The organism is Exilibacterium tricleocarpae (assembly GCF_007004655.1).
GTDB classification, from domain to species: domain Bacteria; phylum Pseudomonadota; class Gammaproteobacteria; order Pseudomonadales; family Cellvibrionaceae; genus Exilibacterium; species Exilibacterium tricleocarpae.
Genome location: NZ_ML660095.1, coordinates 82385 through 99459, shown reverse-complemented (window position 1 = coordinate 99459; position 17075 = coordinate 82385). Strand labels below are relative to the sequence as shown.

The 17075-nt window shown below is 59.3% G+C and carries 13 protein-coding genes and 1 riboswitch; of the genes, 2 read left to right on the top strand and 11 right to left on the bottom strand.

From position 1 onward, the window contains the following. Positions 1-10: 10 nt before the first annotated feature. The 11 genes from cueR to FKG94_RS15035 all read right to left on the bottom strand — a co-directional run bounded on the left by cueR (position 11) and on the right by FKG94_RS15035 (position 13836). On the bottom strand, positions 11-427 hold the full coding sequence (cueR, locus tag FKG94_RS15085) for a Cu(I)-responsive transcriptional regulator (protein WP_142905146.1): 417 nt from the start codon (positions 425-427) through the stop codon (positions 11-13). Positions 428-504: 77 nt separating this feature from the next. Further along, a complete protein-coding gene (locus tag FKG94_RS15080) occupies positions 505-3051 on the bottom strand; it encodes a heavy metal translocating P-type ATPase (RefSeq protein ID WP_142905145.1) in 2547 nt (848 codons plus the stop codon). A gap of 214 nt (positions 3052-3265) precedes the next feature. Further along, complete coding sequence (gene parE, locus FKG94_RS15075) at positions 3266-5149, bottom strand: DNA topoisomerase IV subunit B (protein ID WP_142905144.1); 1884 nt, start codon at positions 5147-5149, stop codon at positions 3266-3268. A gap of 99 nt (positions 5150-5248) precedes the next feature. Then, positions 5249-5836, bottom strand: coding sequence for a YqiA/YcfP family alpha/beta fold hydrolase (locus FKG94_RS15070; protein WP_142905143.1), 588 nt, complete (start codon positions 5834-5836; stop codon positions 5249-5251). Between the two features lie 65 nt (positions 5837-5901). Further along, positions 5902-6714, bottom strand: a complete 813-nt coding sequence (gene cpdA, locus FKG94_RS15065) for a 3',5'-cyclic-AMP phosphodiesterase (protein WP_246125184.1) — start codon at positions 6712-6714, stop codon at positions 5902-5904. 38 nt (positions 6715-6752) lie between these two features. After that, positions 6753-7226: a DUF1249 domain-containing protein gene (locus FKG94_RS15060; RefSeq protein ID WP_142905142.1), complete on the bottom strand. Its 474-nt coding sequence runs from the start codon at positions 7224-7226 to the stop codon at positions 6753-6755. A gap of 116 nt (positions 7227-7342) precedes the next feature. Beyond that, positions 7343-7966: an NUDIX domain-containing protein gene (locus FKG94_RS15055; RefSeq protein WP_142905141.1), complete on the bottom strand. Its 624-nt coding sequence runs from the start codon at positions 7964-7966 to the stop codon at positions 7343-7345. 50 nt (positions 7967-8016) lie between these two features. Beyond that, positions 8017-9942: a phosphomethylpyrimidine synthase ThiC gene (gene thiC, locus FKG94_RS15050; RefSeq protein ID WP_142905140.1), complete on the bottom strand. Its 1926-nt coding sequence runs from the start codon at positions 9940-9942 to the stop codon at positions 8017-8019. Positions 9943-9980: 38 nt separating this feature from the next. After that, positions 9981-10823, bottom strand: a complete 843-nt coding sequence (gene thiD / locus FKG94_RS15045) for a bifunctional hydroxymethylpyrimidine kinase/phosphomethylpyrimidine kinase (protein ID WP_246125183.1) — start codon at positions 10821-10823, stop codon at positions 9981-9983. Positions 10824-11039: 216 nt separating this feature from the next. Continuing rightward, a riboswitch (TPP riboswitch) is annotated at positions 11040-11191 on the bottom strand. A gap of 586 nt (positions 11192-11777) precedes the next feature. After that, entirely contained in the window at positions 11778-12155 is a 378-nt protein-coding gene (locus tag FKG94_RS15040) for an MAPEG family protein (RefSeq protein WP_142905139.1), read from the bottom strand. A 49-nt stretch (positions 12156-12204) separates the two neighbouring features. Next, positions 12205-13836, bottom strand: coding sequence for a GMC family oxidoreductase (locus tag FKG94_RS15035; protein WP_142905138.1), 1632 nt, complete (start codon positions 13834-13836; stop codon positions 12205-12207). A 301-nt stretch (positions 13837-14137) separates the two neighbouring features. Between FKG94_RS15035 and FKG94_RS15030 the strand changes: the two genes are divergently transcribed. Then, positions 14138-15220, top strand: a complete 1083-nt coding sequence (locus FKG94_RS15030; RefSeq protein ID WP_142905137.1) for an AraC family transcriptional regulator — start codon at positions 14138-14140, stop codon at positions 15218-15220. Between the two features lie 130 nt (positions 15221-15350). Beyond that, complete coding sequence (locus tag FKG94_RS15025) at positions 15351-16775, top strand: TolC family outer membrane protein (RefSeq protein ID WP_142905136.1); 1425 nt, start codon at positions 15351-15353, stop codon at positions 16773-16775. Positions 16776-17075 lie beyond the last annotated feature (300 nt).

The following is a 17075-nucleotide window of genomic DNA, read 5'->3' as shown; positions in this document are numbered from 1 at the left end:
TATCCGTCTTTCAAATATGGGAACGGTAAAAGGACTCAGCCTCTCCAGCAAGGTCATCCAGGATCGGGCAATCCGGCAACTCATCACCCTGGCAGCGATCGGCAAGGTGCTGCAGCGTCTCGGCCATAGCCTCCAACTCCGCAATCTTGGCATGCAGTTCCTTCACATGCGCAAGCGCGAACGCCTTGACATCGCTGCTGGCACGACCGTCGTTGTGCCAGAGAGCAAGCAGCTGGGCGATAGCCTTCACCGAAAAGCCGAGATCGCGGGCACGCCGAATGAAGCGCAAGGAGGCAACATCATCGTCGGTGTATAGCCGGTAGCCCGCTTCACTCCGGGCGGCCGGTGGAACCAATCCGATACTTTCATAGTAGCGGATCATCTTGGCCGAGACGCCAGACGCCTTGGCTGCTTCGCCAATAGTCATACTGTTTCTCCCGCAATCAAGTCATCTCTGCAACCGCAATTGCGTCCATCTTAACGCAGTCCCCTGCTATAGCACCACTACTGCCCAGGGGTATAGGCCGCGGCGGCGAGCAACCCGTCTTCCGGTTTCGCCGTCTCCATCTCGGCACGCAACGGCGGCCGGAAACGCCTTAGCCGCAACGCATTGCTCAGCACGCAGACACTCGAAGCAGCCATCGCTGCGGCGGCAAATACCGGCGACAGCAGCAGGCCGAAGGTCGGGTAGAGCGCACCCGCCGCCACGGGGATCAGACTGGCGTTGTAGGCGAAAGCCCAGAACAGGTTTTGTTTGATATTGCGAATCGTCGCTCGACTGAGAGCGATAGCGTTCGGCACATTGCGCAGATCACCGGACATCAACACCACATCCGCCGACTCGATGGCAATATCGGTGCCGGTGCCGATAGCGATGCCGACATCGGCCTGCGCAAGAGCCGGCGCATCATTGATACCGTCACCGACAAACGCAACTTTACAACCGTCACCCTGCAAGGCTTTAAGGGCATCCACTTTACCGTCCGGCAGGACCTCGGCAATAATCTCATCGACCCCCAGGCGCTTGCCAATGGCTTGCGCAGTATGCCAGTTGTCGCCGGTGATCATGGCGACCCGCAGCCCCTCGGCGTGCAATGCGGCGATTGCCGCCTCTGTGGACACCCCGAGCGGATCGGCGACTGCAAGCATGGCCGCAAGATGCCCATCGACTGCCGCGTAGAGTGGAGTCTTGGCCTCGGCGCCAAGGCGCGCAGCCGCTTCACTGAAGGCCTCGATGCTAAGTCCCAGCTTTTCCATATAGCGATCGGCACCGATCTCGACACGCCGTGTCTCTACCCACGCCGCCACGCCGAAACCCGGCTCAGCGGCGAAATCCACTGCCTCGTCAAGCCCTATACCACGCGCCCCGGCGGCCTCCACGATCGCCTCTGCAACCGGGTGCTCAGACTGTCGTTCCACAGAGGCAATCAGGCGCAATACCTCGGTCTCGTCGAAGCCGGGGGCGACCACCAGATCGGTAAGCTGGGGGCGGCCCTGAGTCAGGGTCCCGGTCTTGTCAAGCGCAATGATTCGGGCGTCGCGCAGGGTCTGTAAACCATCGCCACGGCGAAACAGGACACCCATTTCGGCGGCGCGACCGGTGCCGACCATAATTGATGTCGGCGTCGCCAGCCCCATTGCGCAGGGGCAGGCAATGATCAACACGGCGACGGCATTGACCAGCGCGAAGGTCAAAGCGGGTGCAGGGCCGAAGGTGAACCAAATACCAAACGCCAGTGCCGCGGCTGCAATTACCGCCGGCACGAAATAGCCGGTCACCCGGTCCACCAAAGCCTGGATCGGCAACTTTGAGCTCTGTGCCTGTTCGACCATACGAATGATCTGCGCCAACACCGTGTCGGCGCCGATTTTGCTCACGCTGTAGGTAAAGCTGCCGTTTTTATTGACGGTACCGCCGACGACGCCGGCACCGGCTTCTTTCAACACGGGAATCGGTTCGCCGGTAATCATGGATTCATCGACATAGGAACGCCCGTCGCTTACCTCGCCGTCGACGGGCACCCGTTCGCCCGGGCGTACCTGGACCCGATCGCCCAGGCGCATATCGCTGACATTGATGTCCATCTCCTCGCCATCGCGGATCACGCGCGCCGTCTTTGCCTGCAGTCCCATCAGGCGCTTGATAGCCTCGCTGGTGCGACCCTTGGCCATTGCCTCGAGGTAGCGGCCCACCAGGATCAGCGCAACGATAACCGACGCCGCTTCATAGTAGACATTCTGTGTCCCCGGCGGCAACATATCCGCTGCAAACGTCGCCACCACCGAATAGCTCCAGGCCGCCCCCGTGCCGAGTGCCACCAGCGAGTTCATATCGGGCGATCGGCGCAGCAGCGCCGGCAGTCCCTTGCGGAAAAAAACCAGGCCGGGACCGCACAACACCAGGGTTGTCAGCACAAACTGCAGATACCAGCTTTCGCGCTGGCCGATCGTGGTCACAACCCAAGCGTGCATCCCGGGCACGACATGTGAACCCATCTCCAGCACAAACACCGGCAATGTGAGCAGGCCGGCCAGTAATACCGACCGCCGCAGATGCCGTATCTCGCGCTCCCGCGCCTGCCGCTCACGATCCACGCGATCGGGGTTTTGTGCCAACCTCTCGGCGTTGTAGCCGGCGCCCTGTATCGCCGCAATCAATTGCTGCGGGGCGGCGGCCTCACTGATCACCTCGACAGTCGCTGTCTGAGTTGCCAGATTGACACTGGTCGTGAGGGCGCCGGGAACGGCATTCACGGCCTGTTCGACGCGGCCGACGCAGGACGCGCAAGTCATACCATGCACGGCAAACTCGAGTCTCTCTGTGTGAACATCATAGCCGGCATCGCGGATCGCCCGAACGACCGCGGCGATATCCGGTCCGCCGCTATCGAAAGCAACAGCCGCACGCCCGGTGGCGAAATTGATCGAAACATGCCCGACTCCGGCTACGGCCGCAATCGCCTGTTCGACGCGATGCACGCACGAGGCGCAGGTCATGCCGTCAATGGCCAAAGACAGCTGCGAGCCACCTGGCCCCGGGTTCGTTTCCATGCCCGCAACCTCGGCGATCGATTTAGTTGACGACTTTTGCTTGTTCAACACGACGAACCTCTTCGCACCGGACCTGAGTGTTCCTATCGTGAGGCTTCCCATCATGGGAAGGTCAAGGTATTTCGCGACCGCCCGGGGAAGTGATCAAGCGAGAGGGAGTGGAATCATTATTTCCTGTCTTTTTATAAACTTTTGGTTAAATCGACAAACGCATTCAAACCTCTGCCAGATTACCCTTCTCCTCAAGCCAACTCTTGCGATCACTGGCGCGCTTCTTGGCCAACAGCATATCGAGCATTTGGTTGGTATCATCACCGGGCTCAATACCGAGCTGCACCAGCCGGCGGGTATCCGGGTCCATGGTCGTTTCGCGCAATTGCATCGGGTTCATCTCCCCCAATCCTTTAAAGCGCTGTTCATTCGGTTTGCCTTTTTTCTTCTCCGCCGCTATGCGATCGAGAATGCCCTGCCGTTCCGCCTCGTCCAGCGCGTAAAAAACCTCTTTACCAACGTCGATGCGATATAGGGGCGGCATGGCGACATAAATATGACCGGCGGCAACCAGCGACCGAAAGTGCCGCACAAACAACGCACACAACAGCGTCGCAATATGCAATCCGTCGGAGTCCGCGTCAGCGAGGATACAGACTTTGTGGTAGCGCAGGTTTTCCAGTTTGTCGGAGCCCGGATCGACACCCAGCGCGATCGAAATATCGTGCACCTCCTGGCTGGCGAGAATTTCGGCGCTGTCCACCTCCCAGGTATTCAGTATCTTGCCCCGCAGCGGCATAATCGCCTGGAATTCCCGATCGCGCGCCTGCTTGGCGGAACCACCGGCGGAGTCGCCCTCCACCAGAAACAGCTCACTGCGTTCCGGCTCGCCCGATGAGCAGTCGGCCAGCTTACCCGGTAAAGCCGGACCCTGGGTGACTTTTTTGCGGGCTACTTTCTTACTGGAACGCACCCGCTTTTGCGCGTTGTTGATACAGAATTCGGCAAGCTTGTCACCGTCTTCCGTGTGTTGGTTCAACCACAGGCCAAACGCATCCTTGGCGACGCCGGACACAAACGCGGCCGCCTCGCGGGATGAGAGACGCTCTTTCGTCTGGCCGGAGAATTGCGGATCGGCGAGCTTCGACGACAACACAAAACAACAGTTATTCCAGATATCATCGGGCGCGAGCTTGACGCCGCGCGGCAGCAGGTTGCGAAATTCACAATACTCACGCATGGCCTCCAGCAACCCGGTGCGCAAACCGTTGACATGGGTTCCCCCCTGCGCTGTGGGAATCAGGTTGACATAGCTTTCCTGCACCACCTCGCCGCCCTCGGGCAACCACTGCACGGCCCAGTCAGCCGCCTCGCTCTCACCGGCAAAGCTGCCGATAAAGGGTTCTTGCGGCAACGTCTCCCAACCCTGGGTGGAGGCGATCATGTAGTCTTTCAGACCATCCTCGTACATCCACTCGTCAGTTTCGCCGCTCTGCTCATCCTTGAACACCACGCGCAGGCCGGGACACAACACCGCTTTGGCGCGCAGCACATGGCGCATGCGCGGCACGGAGAACTTATTGGAGTCAAAGTACTGCGGGTCGGGTAAAAAACGCAGGCTGGTGCCGGTATTGCGCTTGCCACAGGTATCGATCACTTCGAGGTCCATCGCTTTTTCACCGTTTTTGAAACCGATGCGATAGACCTGGCCGTCGCGGCGGATAGTGACCTCCAATACCCGCGACAGCGCATTGACCACCGATACGCCGACGCCGTGCAGCCCGCCGGAAAACTGGTAGTTGTCGTTGGAAAACTTGCCGCCGGCGTGCAGCGTGGAGAGAATCACCTCCACCCCCGGTTTGCCCTGCTCGGGGTGGATATCCACCGGCATACCGCGACCATCATCAGTCACTGTCATGGAATGATCTTTGTGCAGCACCACCTCGATAAGCTTGGTGTGACCCGCCAGGGCCTCATCGACACTGTTGTCGATGACTTCCTGGGCCAGATGATTGGGCCGGGCTGTATCGGTATACATGCCGGGGCGCTTTCTTACGGGGTCGAGTCCGGTGAGAACCTCGATATCTTCTGCGGTATAGTTCGCCATAAATCTCTATCAGCTTTTTTACTCTGGCTGTGAAAACCAGCTACAAAAATTCAGTTAAGAAAACCCTGCCAGGAAACTGGTCGGGAAAACATGGTGGCTCTATTCAGCTTTACCCGCTTCCAAAAACTCGACCGCCGCCGGTATCCAGCGCTCGAAATCGCGGAAACTGTGATCGCCGCCCTCTTCAACAAGCTGCTTGCAACCGCGATATTTCGCCACCGCATCGCGGTAGTCAAGTGTTTCGTCACCGGTTTGCACCATCAGCCAATAATTATCAAGCCGTTTCGGCACGGCAATATCCGCCGCACGCATTTCATCGATATGGTGCGGCTGCAGACGGTAAGTATCTTCTGTATAAAAATTCTTTAGTTCAATACCCACATAGTCCGGCATATGCGACTGGGGCTCGACAGCCGGATTGATCAACACGGCTCTCAAATCATATTTCTCCGCCAGGTAGGTAGACCAGAAGCCACCCATGGAGCTGCCCATCAAATAAACCGGACCCGGCAACAGTGACTCCACCAAAGCGTCAAGCTCATTGCAAACCTGCTGCGGAAAAGGCGTCAGCAACGGACAACAAAAATCAATGTCGGGTCTCTCCCGCTGCAACCAGGCCCGCACTTGCTGGGCCTTGTGTGAAGTCGGCGCGCTGAGGAATCCATGAATGTAAAGCAATACGGGCACGGGTACGCCACCTCAGGGCTGTTAGCAGTAGTATGTGAGCGGACAATTATAGCGAATTCCGGGGATCAATAGCCCGAAGAGGCGTAATCGATGGGGTAATCTTTTTTCGCGATACGGGATACGGCGGTCTCCAGACGTCCATCGGGGTGCAGGTCGTACCAGCGATACCCCGGCATGGTGTGATCCACGGTAAATTCGTCACAGTTGGGTTTGAACTGCACGCAGGTCGAAGGTGTCGACCAGAGTGATACCCCGTTTCTGATCTGGTGGAACTCCTGGTGCACGTGACCCCAACTGATACCCTTGACCTGCGGGTGGGCGTCCACAATATCAAAAAACCGGCCGGCACTGCGCACAATATACTGATCCACCCAGGCACTGCCGATAGGCACCGGCTGGTGGTGTAAAAAAACCAGGGTGTGGCGCTCCGAGTAACGATTCAGGGTGTCCTGCAAAAACGTCAGCTCCGCAGTGGTGAGGTCGCCGTGCTCGTGTCCCCGCACGCTGGAATCGAGCAGCACAACCAGCCAGTTGCCGGCCAGGATGACTTTGGGCATGGGCCTGCCCTCCAGCGCCGCCTCCATCACATCCGGGGTGTCGTGATTGCCGGCCAACCAGGCCATGGGAACGGTGAACTGCGCCTCAATCAGTTTCAGGAAGCGCTGGTAGGCCGGTAAGTCCGCACAACCGGAGATATCCCCGGTCGCCAACACCAGGTCCGGACTTGGCTGCTCTTCGCGAATCAATGCCAGTACATCGTGCAGACTCAAATCCGTGTCCAGCCCCAGCAGGTCATCACCCGGATTGCTGCCCAGATGACAGTCAGTGACCTGTACCAGGCGCAGCGGCTGCTTTTTGGGTTCTATTATTAGTTGCACGAAAAATCCATCCCGGCCTCACTCCACACTGCCTTCCCTCAGCCCACCAGCCCGAAGGTTCTAACATCCTCGAGCGCATAACCCTGTTCCAGGCAATACGACAGCCACTCACCCAGAAACCGGTTCATTTGCGCCTTCTCGTCGCTCTGGTACATACGCCGATTCGGATAGTCATAGCGTGGCTGCACCAGCCGATGATCTTCCCAGGCGATCACCTCTGCCATCTGGGCATCGTGGTACAACCGCACTTTCAAACGAGGGGATTCGAACCCGCAGACCGGCGCCGGCAACTCACCGGCGGGGCTATGTTCGGCAGCCAGCTCCACTGTCGTGGTATACCTGGCGCGCTCCAGGATGGCGATATCGACACGGCGGCGGTTTTCCACCGGCCCTACCGCAAACCGCCACCGCTCGCAGCCGGGCAGATCGGGGGTCAGCTTCAATAGACGCAGGTAGTTTGCCTCACAAACGGCCAACTGCCCGGGCAAATCCACCCGGTAACGCGGTTTCATGGGTAAACTTCCCAATTTGGCACTCTAAATACTGTCATTATCCCAGTTGCTCAGGGGGTTTCTGTTAAGTCCGTCTCGCCAACGCCAATTGCCGGCCGCCCCAATAATCGCAAGTTTTAGGCATTTGCGCCAGTGCGCAGCCCGGCGCGGTTCAATTGCAGCCACTGTAACCCTATCAACGTCGCGGCATTATTCATTCTGCTCTGTAGCATAGCATCAAACACCTCAGCGGCGGAAAACACGCGCAGGCGGATGTCTTCCCCCTCCGTATCCAGACCGAAGATACCGCCGGCCCCGCTCAGGTCACCCAGTGCACAGTAGAGGTGGATACGCTCGTTGCAGCCCCCGGGTGAGGACAGGTATTCACAAATCGGCCGCAGCTCCCGCGGCCGGAAATCGGCCTCCTCGATCAACTCCCGGCGCATCACCGCCTCGGCGGTCTCACCCGCCTCGATCATCCCGGCCACCACTTCCAGGCACCAGGGGCCGCGCCGTTCGGCCAGGGCGCCGATACGGAACTGTTCAATTAAGCCGATCCGGTCGGCCACCGGGTCATAGAGCACGGCGGCCACCGCATCGCCGCGAACAAACAGTTCGCGCCGCAGCTCTCCGCCCCAGCCGCCGGCAAACAGCCGGTGGCGCAGGCGCAGCTCCTCCACTTTGAAAAAGCCCTGATAGGCAGTCTTCCTGCTCAGGATCTCGACATCATTGTTGTCGAATTCGGCGGCGGCATCCGGCATGGCAAACTCCTGGATAGTCCCTGTTATCTATGCTGCTGGTTTGCAGGTGCTTATACCTTGTGGTAAATCTCCGCACCCTGCTCGCGGAACTGCCTGGCCTTTTCCCGCATTTCCGCCTCTACATCCACCATGGTGACCAGTTGTTCGCCGGATTCGGCGGCTGCGGCCTCCTGGCCCTTGGCGTAATCCCGCACTTCCTGGGTAATTTTCATCGAACAGAACTTCGGACCGCACATGGAACAAAAATGAGCCACTTTAGCGGATTCCTTTGGCAGCGTTTCGTCGTGATAGGCTCGGGCGGTGTCGGGATCGAGACCGAGATTGAACTGGTCTTCCCAGCGGAACTCAAAGCGCGCCTTGGACAGGGCATTGTCCCGCAACTGGGCGCCGGGGTGCCCCTTGGCGAGGTCGGCGGCATGAGCGGCGATTTTGTAGGTGATAATACCCTCTTTGACGTCTTCCTTATTCGGCAGACCGAGGTGTTCTTTGGGTGTCACATAGCACAACATGGCGCAACCGTACCAACCGATCATGGCGGCGCCGATACCGGAGGTAATGTGATCGTACCCCGGCGCGATATCGGTGGTTAACGGCCCCAGCGTGTAGAAGGGCGCCTCCCCGCACTCGCGCAACTGCTTGTCCATGTTTTCTTTGATCAGGTGCATGGGCACATGGCCCGGCCCCTCGATCATGGTCTGGACATCGTGTTTCCAGGCAATTTTGGTCAGCTCACCCAGGGTTTCGAGTTCACCGAACTGGGCCTCGTCGTTGGCATCGGCGATAGCGCCGGGACGCAGCCCGTCGCCCAGTGAGAAGGAAACGTCGTAGGCTTTCATAATGTCGCAGATGTCTTCGAAGTGGGTGTACAGAAAACTCTCCCGATGGTGGGCCAGGCACCATTTCGCCATAATCGAGCCGCCGCGGGAGACAATACCGGTCACGCGCTTGGCAGTGAGCGGAACGTAGCGCAGTAACACCCCGGCGTGAATCGTGAAGTAGTCCACACCCTGTTCGGCCTGCTCGATCAGGGTATCGCGGAAAATATCCCAGGTCAGGTCCTCGGCCACACCGCCCACTTTCTCCAGCGCCTGGTAGATCGGCACTGTGCCTATGGGCACATGGGCGTTGCGGATGATCCACTCGCGGGTTTCATGGATATTCTTACCGGTGGACAAATCCATCACCGTATCGGCACCCCAGCGGGTGCCCCAGGTCAATTTTTCCACCTCTTCTTCAATGGACGACCCCAGCGCCGAGTTGCCGATATTACCGTTGATTTTCACCAGGAAGTTGCGCCCGATAATCATCGGCTCCAACTCCGGGTGATTGATATTGGCCGGGATGATAGCGCGCCCGCGGGCCACTTCCTGACGCACGAATTCCGGCGTTATCTCCTCGGGAATGGCGGCACCGAAGGCATCGCCGGGGTGCTGTTGATCGAGCACACCCAGTTCTCTGGCCTGCTGCAGACTCATGTTCTCCCGAATCGCGATAAATTCCATTTCCGGTGTGATAATGCCTTTCCTGGCGTAGTGCATCTGCGTCACGTTGGCGCCGGCTCGAGCCCGGCGCGGCGCCCTGGCGTGATCAAAACGCAAGTGCGCCAGCTTTGCGTCATCGAGTCGCTGGCGGGTAAAACCGGAGCTGTTGGCGCCGAGCAGTTCGGTATCGGCGCGGGCCTCGATCCAGGCACTGCGCACATCGGGCAATCCCCTGCGCACATCGATATCAACGGCGGGATCGGTATAGGGACCCGAGGTGTCGTAAACCCGCACCGGCGCATTGACCTCGCCGCCAAAATCCGTCGGCGTGTCGTCCAGGCTGATCTCCCGCATCGGCACGCGGATATCGGCCTGCGAGCCGGCGACAAAAATTTTCTGTGACGCGGGAAACGGCTGCACCGAGGCGGCATCCACCTCGGCGGTTTGGCTGAGAATTCGGGTTGCGGACGAATTAGATTCAGCTTGGTTCTTCATGATACACCCTCACGCTTGGTTGGCTTACCAGTTCGACTCTAGCACCTGCGATGCTGGTAAAAATGATCGACAGGCCCGTGGCCTTCACCTAATTCCCAGTGCTGCGCCGCGACGACAGCACCGGTTAGAAATTCTTTAGCGGCACCCACCGCCGCGCTGAGCGACAGTCCACGCGCCAGGCCCGCGGCTATCGCCGATGCCAGTGTGCAGCCGGTGCCATGGGTATTTTTGGTATTACAGCGAGCGCTGGAAAACACTTCCTCACCGCGACTATCGGTCACGAGGATGTCGGCCGCCTCGGAGCCGCTTAGGTGACCGCCTTTCACCAACACCGCAGCGGTGCCCAAGATCAACAGCTCGCGCGCCTGAGCCGCCATTTCCGCTTGACTCGCCGCGGCCTCCCGGCTCAACAGGGCTGCTGCCTCTGGTAAATTGGGGGTAATCAGAGCGGCCCTCGGCAACAACGCCTCGCGCAGCGCCTGTTCGCCCTCCGGGGCGAGCAGGCGCGCGCCACTGGTAGCTACCATCACCGGGTCCAGCACCACTGGAATATCGGGATACTCGGCCAGGCAGGCCGCCACGGCCTGCACCAGGGCCCGCGACCCGAGCATACCGATCTTGATGGCAGCTACCGGCAGGTCCGCCATTACTGCCGTTATCTGGGCCCTTACTGACTCAACCGGCACCGGCCAGACCCCATCGACTCCGCGGGTATTCTGTGCGGTTATCGCAGTAATCGCAGTCGCGCCATATACACCCATCGCCATCAGGGTTTTTAAATCCGCCTGCACGCCGGCGCCGGCACAACTGTCGCTGCCGGCAATGGCCAATACGACCGGGGGCATGCCCGGGACATCAGGACTGGTGTTTTCAGCGACCACAATTCACCACCAACTCGAAACTATCGAACGACGGTCACAACCTATGACTCGCCATAAAAATGCATTAGTCAGGAGCTACTACCTGCCCGAAGCCCGGAATCTTGCGACCGGGTTGAGGTGTAAGAAAGGAGAAATGAAGAGCTGAACCTGCTGACTGCCTCACCGGCTTACCCCCATTTGGGATCGGGATATGCCAATTTAAAAGGAGCAGCGATTTGCCTCTGAAGCCTCGTTCCCTACGCCGGTACTAGCCGGATCAGGTCGGCGGGTATCTCTCAGCTCGAGGCGTTTGGTGGTTGCTGTATATCGGAGCAGCAGAATCCGAACAGCAGACCAACAAGCGCTCCCGGGCACCCCGACAAGCAGGCCCCAGTCTAGACAACCCGCCCGGCAGTGTAAAGGGACTTGCGTTGGTGCCGGCGCAGCGAGAGGAGTCAGAGCCGAATGGCACTTAGTTAAGCAAAACTGTGCTAATTGACCCGGTCTGGCCCTGGCTAGAGCCTCCAGAAACACGCTGTGGACCCGTCCCTGGGAGCTTCCCGACAGCATCCCTGCTGTCGAGAGTTTCTGGAGGCTCTAGCCAGGGCCAGACCTACCTTCGGTATACTTAATCGAGATCGATGTGGCTGGAGCGGTGACCGATAGGCTGATGCGAACTCTCTGTATCGAACTAGTTTAAGAATATCGCGGGTAGGTCTGCCGCCAGGAGGGGCTCTCAGAAACTCTCGGCAGCAGGGATGCTGCCGAGACCAAAAGTAGGCGCTTTAGGCGAGTCCCCAGGGACGGGTTCATCGAGGGGGCGCCTAGCCCGTGTTTCTGAGAGCCCCTCCTGGCGGCAGACCGGTGAATTAGCACAGTTTTGCTTAGCTAAGTGCCATTCCAGTCAGCCCCGAATGTTACCCGTTGAAAGCACTTATCTTTCACTTCAGGCGCCTGGAGTAAGTGCTAGTAGGGTCAGAGCCCCGCAGCCACCAGCCCCAGACACGCCACATAACCGACCGCCCACGCCAGGGTGCGCAGGGAGGCCCAATCGGCCAGGTAGCAATACTGGTAAACCAGCCGGGCGACAAAAAAAGTAATGGCCAAGCCATCGATCACCCGCGCCGCCACCTCCAGGTGCGCCGCCGCCAACAACGCCAGGCCGAACACCGGAATGGCCTCCAGCGCATTGTGGTGGGCCGCCACCGCCCGCCGCCCCCAGCCGTCGAGATCGGACTGCTGCAGGCGCGGTTGGCTGTTGTCGTAACCGCCGGCCCTGTGCATGGCGACAGCCACCGGTAGCTTGGTCAGCGCTACCAGTAACAGCGCCAATAACAAATAGATTCCAATCAATCCCTATTCCCCTATTTAAAAAACTGTTTTAAAAAAACCGCAGCCGGTATCAGGCCGTGACCACCTCTTGCGCCAGCGGGTGCCGGGCTTGCTGCTGCAGGATCATATCCGCAGCCTTCTCACCGATCATAATGGTCGGGGCATTGGTATTGCCGCTGACCACGGTGGGCATCACCGAGGCGTCGACCACCCGCAAACCCTCCAGACCGTGAACCCGCAACTCGGCATCCACCACCGCCTGCGGGTCACTGCCCATCTTACAGGTACCCACCGGGTGGTAGATATGATTTGCCTTGCGGCGGATATAATCATCCAACTCGGCGTCCTCCTGCACCGGATCGCCGGGAAAAATTTCCGCGCCGGCACTGTCTGCCAGCGCCGGCGAACGCAGTATACTGCGCGCCCGCTTGAAGCCGTTGCGCAGCGCAGCCAAGTCGTCCTTGTGGCTCAACAGATTGAGATCGATCACCGGATCGTCGGCGGCGGCAGCACTGGCCAGGCTGACGCTGCCGCGACTTTTCGGCCGCAGCAGACACACATGCAGGGACAACCCGTACTTAAAATAAAACGCCAGGTTGCGGCCGTGGTCATCCATGGCGGAGGGCAGGAAATGCAACTGGATATCCGGTGTCGCCTCCGCCTCGGCGGACTTGATAAACGCGCCCGCCTCGGCCAGGGGGCTGGTCAGCAGCCCCTGCCGATGGCGCAGATACTTAACCATTTCCAGCATATTTTTCAGGCTGGCTTTGGGCCGGTAAGAGATGGCAGTGGCGCTCTTGTCGCGCAGCACCGCCATCACATCCACATGTTCCTGCAGATTCTCGCCGACACCCGCCAATTCGTGGCGCACGGGAATACCGTGCGGCTGCAGTTTGGCGGCGGCGCCGATGCCGGACAGCAGCAGCAACTGGGGCGAACCGAAGGCGCCGGCGCAGAGCATGACTTCCTTGTCGGCGCGCAGGGTCCGGCGCTGTCCCCCGTGCACAATCTCGATCCCCCGCGCCCGCTTGCCGTCGAGCAAAATCCGCTGCGTATGGGCCTTGGTAATCACTGTCAGGTTGGGACGATCCATGACCGGATGCAGGTAGGCGGCCGCGGCGCTGCAGCGCTGGCCGTCTTTCTGGGTGACCTGAAAATAGCCGACCCCCTCCTGCTCGGGCCCGTTAAAATCCGGGTTGAACGGATAGCCGGCTTCGACGGCGGCCGCCACAAATGCCTTGGAGAGCGGGTGCTGGTGGCGCAGATCGGCGACGTTGAGCGGACCGCCAACGCCGTGCAACGCATCAGCGCCGCGCTCCTGGTGCTGGGCCTTTTTAAAATACGGCAGTACATCTTGAAAACGCCAGCCGCTGTTCCCCAGCGCCGCCCAGTGATCGTAGTCACCGGGCTGGCCGCGCACATACAACATGGCGTTGATAGAACTGCTGCCACCGAGCACCTTGCCGCGGGGACAAAAGATCTCCCGGTTGTGCAGGGTCGGCTGGGCTTTGGTGTGGTAATACCAGTTGAACAGGCGCGTGGTGATGGCGACGGTAATACCAGTGGGGGTGTAGATAAACGAGCTTTTGTCGCTCCCGCCAGCCTCCACCAGGCAGACCGAGGTGGCGGGGTCCGCCGACAGTCGATTGGCCAGTACACAGCCGGCCGAGCCGGCCCCCACAATGACATAGTCGAAATTCATCGCTGTCACCTCTCTCTCACAGTAGCGAGTTTTATTAGTATTGAGATGGACTATACGGGCATTGATGTAAATATTTTGACATTTTACGCCAGTCATTTGACTAAAAACGCCAGGGCAACCAGACTTGGGGCTGAGCCTCACGGCACTCGCGTCCAACACCTAACGTTGGCACCTGATGAGGACTTGCACCAATTTGCCGATCACCGTCCCTGCCGTATCGGTCTTGATTAACCCTCAGCAGCCGGCGTTGGACGCGAGTGCTGTTCGGACCTGACCCCGACAATCCGGTGCCGCCTCAGCCATGCGCTACCCATTGATCAACAATAGTTTTCTCGACGGTTTCAGCCAGTTGGTGCTGGAGAAGGGCGGCAAACCGGCAGAGTTGTTTGAGGCGGCCCGATTGCCTGCCGAGGTGGTCACCGGCCCCGATACCCTGATTCCCTTCGACCGCCATACCCAACTGCTGGACCTGGCAGCGCGGCGCCTGCGCTGCCCCCAGTTCAGCCTGGAACTCGCCAGCCGCCAGACCATCGCCATCTACGGGCCGCTGGCCGCCATGGTAACCCGTTGCCAGACTCTGGGCGAAGCCATGGGCGTGTTTATCAAACATCTGCAACTGCAAGTGCAGACGGTGGATGTGGAAATGCGCCGCGCCGGCGATCTGGTGCAGATTTTTCTGCACTGTGACTTCGAATTGGTAGCCAAGAGCGTCGGCTACCAGGACCACGCCCTGGCGTTGTCGCACAACCTCAGCCAGATGCTGTCGGGCACCGCCATGCCGTTGCGGGCGGTTTACTTCCAGCACGGCGAGTCGGCGGACCACGGCCTGTACTCCCGTTATTTCAATTGCCCGGTGGCGTTTAACCAGCCGTTTCTGGGGTTGGCCTACGACGCCAGGCTGCTGCGCCAGCCTATCGCCGCGTCGGCCCGGCGCCTGCCGGACAAGCTGCGCAGTTACCTGGCACACCGCCACGGCGACAGTTTCGTCGACCAGGTCAAACACGTGATCGCCATGTTGCTGATCGGCGACGGCGGGCGCCTCGAGGCAGTGGCGCAAGTGATGGGTTACAGCGCCCGCACCCTGCAACGCCGCCTCGGCGAGCACAACACCAGTTTTCAAGCCTTAATCGATTCAGTGCGCTACGCTCAGGCCACCAGTTACCTAGGGCACCCCTATTATCGTCTCACCGATATCGCCGCCATCCTCGGCTACTCGGAGCTGAGCGCATTTACCCGCAGTTTCAAACGCTGGTTTGGCATCAGCCCTCAGCAGTGGCGCAAACATCAACGCCAACTTCATGCCAACTCAAACCCAACAACGCAGCCAACTGTCCGGGCCAGTGCCCTGGACGCGCCCAAACACCTGACACTTAACAAATTTTAACGCCGTTGCGCAACCCCCAGGTCGACGCCCTGCGGCGAAACCGCTAAACTCCCGCGAGACTTATCGACCGCCGCCCGGCCGGGCTCGAGCCTGCACATATTTGGCGCGCGACCAACGCACAAGGATCCCCATGAAAAGATCAGCACTTACCTACAGCCTCGCCGCTATACTCAGTGCGGCCAGTATTTCGGCAGGGGCCAATACACTGCAGGAAATCTATCTATTGGCATTGGAGAATGACCATCAGTTGAAAGCCGATGAGGCGGCGTATCGCGCCGGGCTGGAGCAGAAGACGATTCTGCGGGCGGATTTGCTGCCGCAGATCAATGCGACTGCAACCTATTCAGATACTACCCAGGACCTGGACAACGTTCGAAGTTTTATCTTTCAAGACGACTCAGACCCAAATGCTCCCCCGACAGTGACCCGCAGTGAAACAGTTGGGGAGGAGGAAACTGAAACGACGACCTACACTGTCAGCCTGACTCAACCGCTATTCAACTTGACGGCATGGTTCGACTACAAGCGCGGAGTAGTATTAGGAGAGCAGGCCGAAGCACAATTCGGCGCCGATCAGCAAGCCCTGATCATTCGCGTGTCAGAGGCTTACTTTAATGTGCTGCGCGCTGTCGATAATCTCGAAACATCCATCGCCGAGGAAAAAGCCCTCGGCCACCAATTGGAACAAACGAAACAGCGCTTCGAAGTGGGGTTAACTGCCATCACAGATGTACACGAAGCGCAGGCCTCCTTCGATGATGCCACCGCCGTCACCCTGGAGGCGCGCGGCAACCTCGGCATTGCCTTCGAAGCGCTGGAAGTCATTACCGGCACCTCACACGAGGCCATAGCACCGCTACAGGAAAAATTTCCAGTGGTCAATCCCGAGCCGGCGGCGCGCCATGAGTGGGTTGATTTCGCACTGAAAAATAATTACGCGTTGAAAGTAGCCAAACTTGCCGCCGAAGCATCGCGACAGAATTCCCGTGCCAGGCGCAGTGGCCACCTCCCCACACTGGTCGGCAACCTGAACTACCGCGATTCAAGTGGAGATGGCATAGATACCGAGGACTTCGATACATCCAGCGATGTTGAAGAGCAGACGATAAGTATCGAACTGACAGTGCCCCTCTACTCCGGCAGTCGTATATCCGGCCAGCGTCGCCAGGCTTACCAGCAGTTCCTGCAAAACCAGGAGCTGTATAACCGGACCCAGCGCGACACTATTCAGCAGGCGCGCTCATTCCACCTGGAAGTGGTTACCGACGTGGCCCAGGTGAAGGCCCGGGCCCAGGCTATCACGTCGAGTTTAAGCGCGCTCGAAGCCACCCAGGCGGGCTACGATGTCGGCACTCGCAATCTTGTCGATGTGCTGGTAGCCCAGCGCAATGTCTACCAGGCGCGACGCAATTACTCCGACGCGCTGTTTGACTATGTGGTGAATATGCTGAGGCTGAAAGAGGTGGCCGGCAACCTGTCACCGGAAGACGTGATCAAGTTGAACCAATGGCTGGAGGCGGGTAAGCCGATCTCGCGGGCCCAATACGAGAAGTAGGCAACCTGAACTAGTTTTTGGCGCCCCTTGCGGCGGCACGGTGCGGGGACGTAACTTTAGTTGCGTCCCCCTAGTATGGTGCCACTCCCCTTCCTCGGAAGCACTTGTGCAATATACTGCGGCTTTGTTTTAACTGTCTGGCAAAGTAGCAATGCTGTTGCGGCACCGTGCCGCCGGAAGCGATACCGGTTGAGAGTAACGTGGTCCCCCTCGAAGGGGTCGGGGTGCTTGCATTTTAACCAGAAAAAACCACGGTTAAATTCAACCACCCCCCCCCCCCCCCCGGCGCCCCCGCCCCCG

Bases quoted from the DNA above. Each gene is read 5' to 3' on its own strand.
- cueR (WP_142905146.1), bottom strand. From the start codon at position 427: ATGACTATTGGCGAAGCAGCCAAGGCGTCTGGCGTCTCGGCCAAGATG.
- FKG94_RS15080 (WP_142905145.1), bottom strand. From the start codon at position 3,051: ATGGAAACGAACCCGGGGCCAGGTGGCTCGCAGCTGTCTTTGGCCATT.
- parE (WP_142905144.1), bottom strand. From the start codon at position 5,149: ATGGCGAACTATACCGCAGAAGATATCGAGGTTCTCACCGGACTCGAC.
- FKG94_RS15060 (WP_142905142.1), bottom strand. From the start codon at position 7,226: ATGAAACCGCGTTACCGGGTGGATTTGCCCGGGCAGTTGGCCGTTTGT.
- FKG94_RS15055 (WP_142905141.1), bottom strand. From the start codon at position 7,966: ATGCCGGATGCCGCCGCCGAATTCGACAACAATGATGTCGAGATCCTG.
- thiC (WP_142905140.1), bottom strand. From the start codon at position 9,942: ATGAAGAACCAAGCTGAATCTAATTCGTCCGCAACCCGAATTCTCAGC.
- FKG94_RS15035 (WP_142905138.1), bottom strand. From the start codon at position 13,836: ATGAATTTCGACTATGTCATTGTGGGGGCCGGCTCGGCCGGCTGTGTA.
- FKG94_RS15030 (WP_142905137.1), top strand. From the start codon at position 14,138: ATGCGCTACCCATTGATCAACAATAGTTTTCTCGACGGTTTCAGCCAG.
- FKG94_RS15025 (WP_142905136.1), top strand. From the start codon at position 15,351: ATGAAAAGATCAGCACTTACCTACAGCCTCGCCGCTATACTCAGTGCG.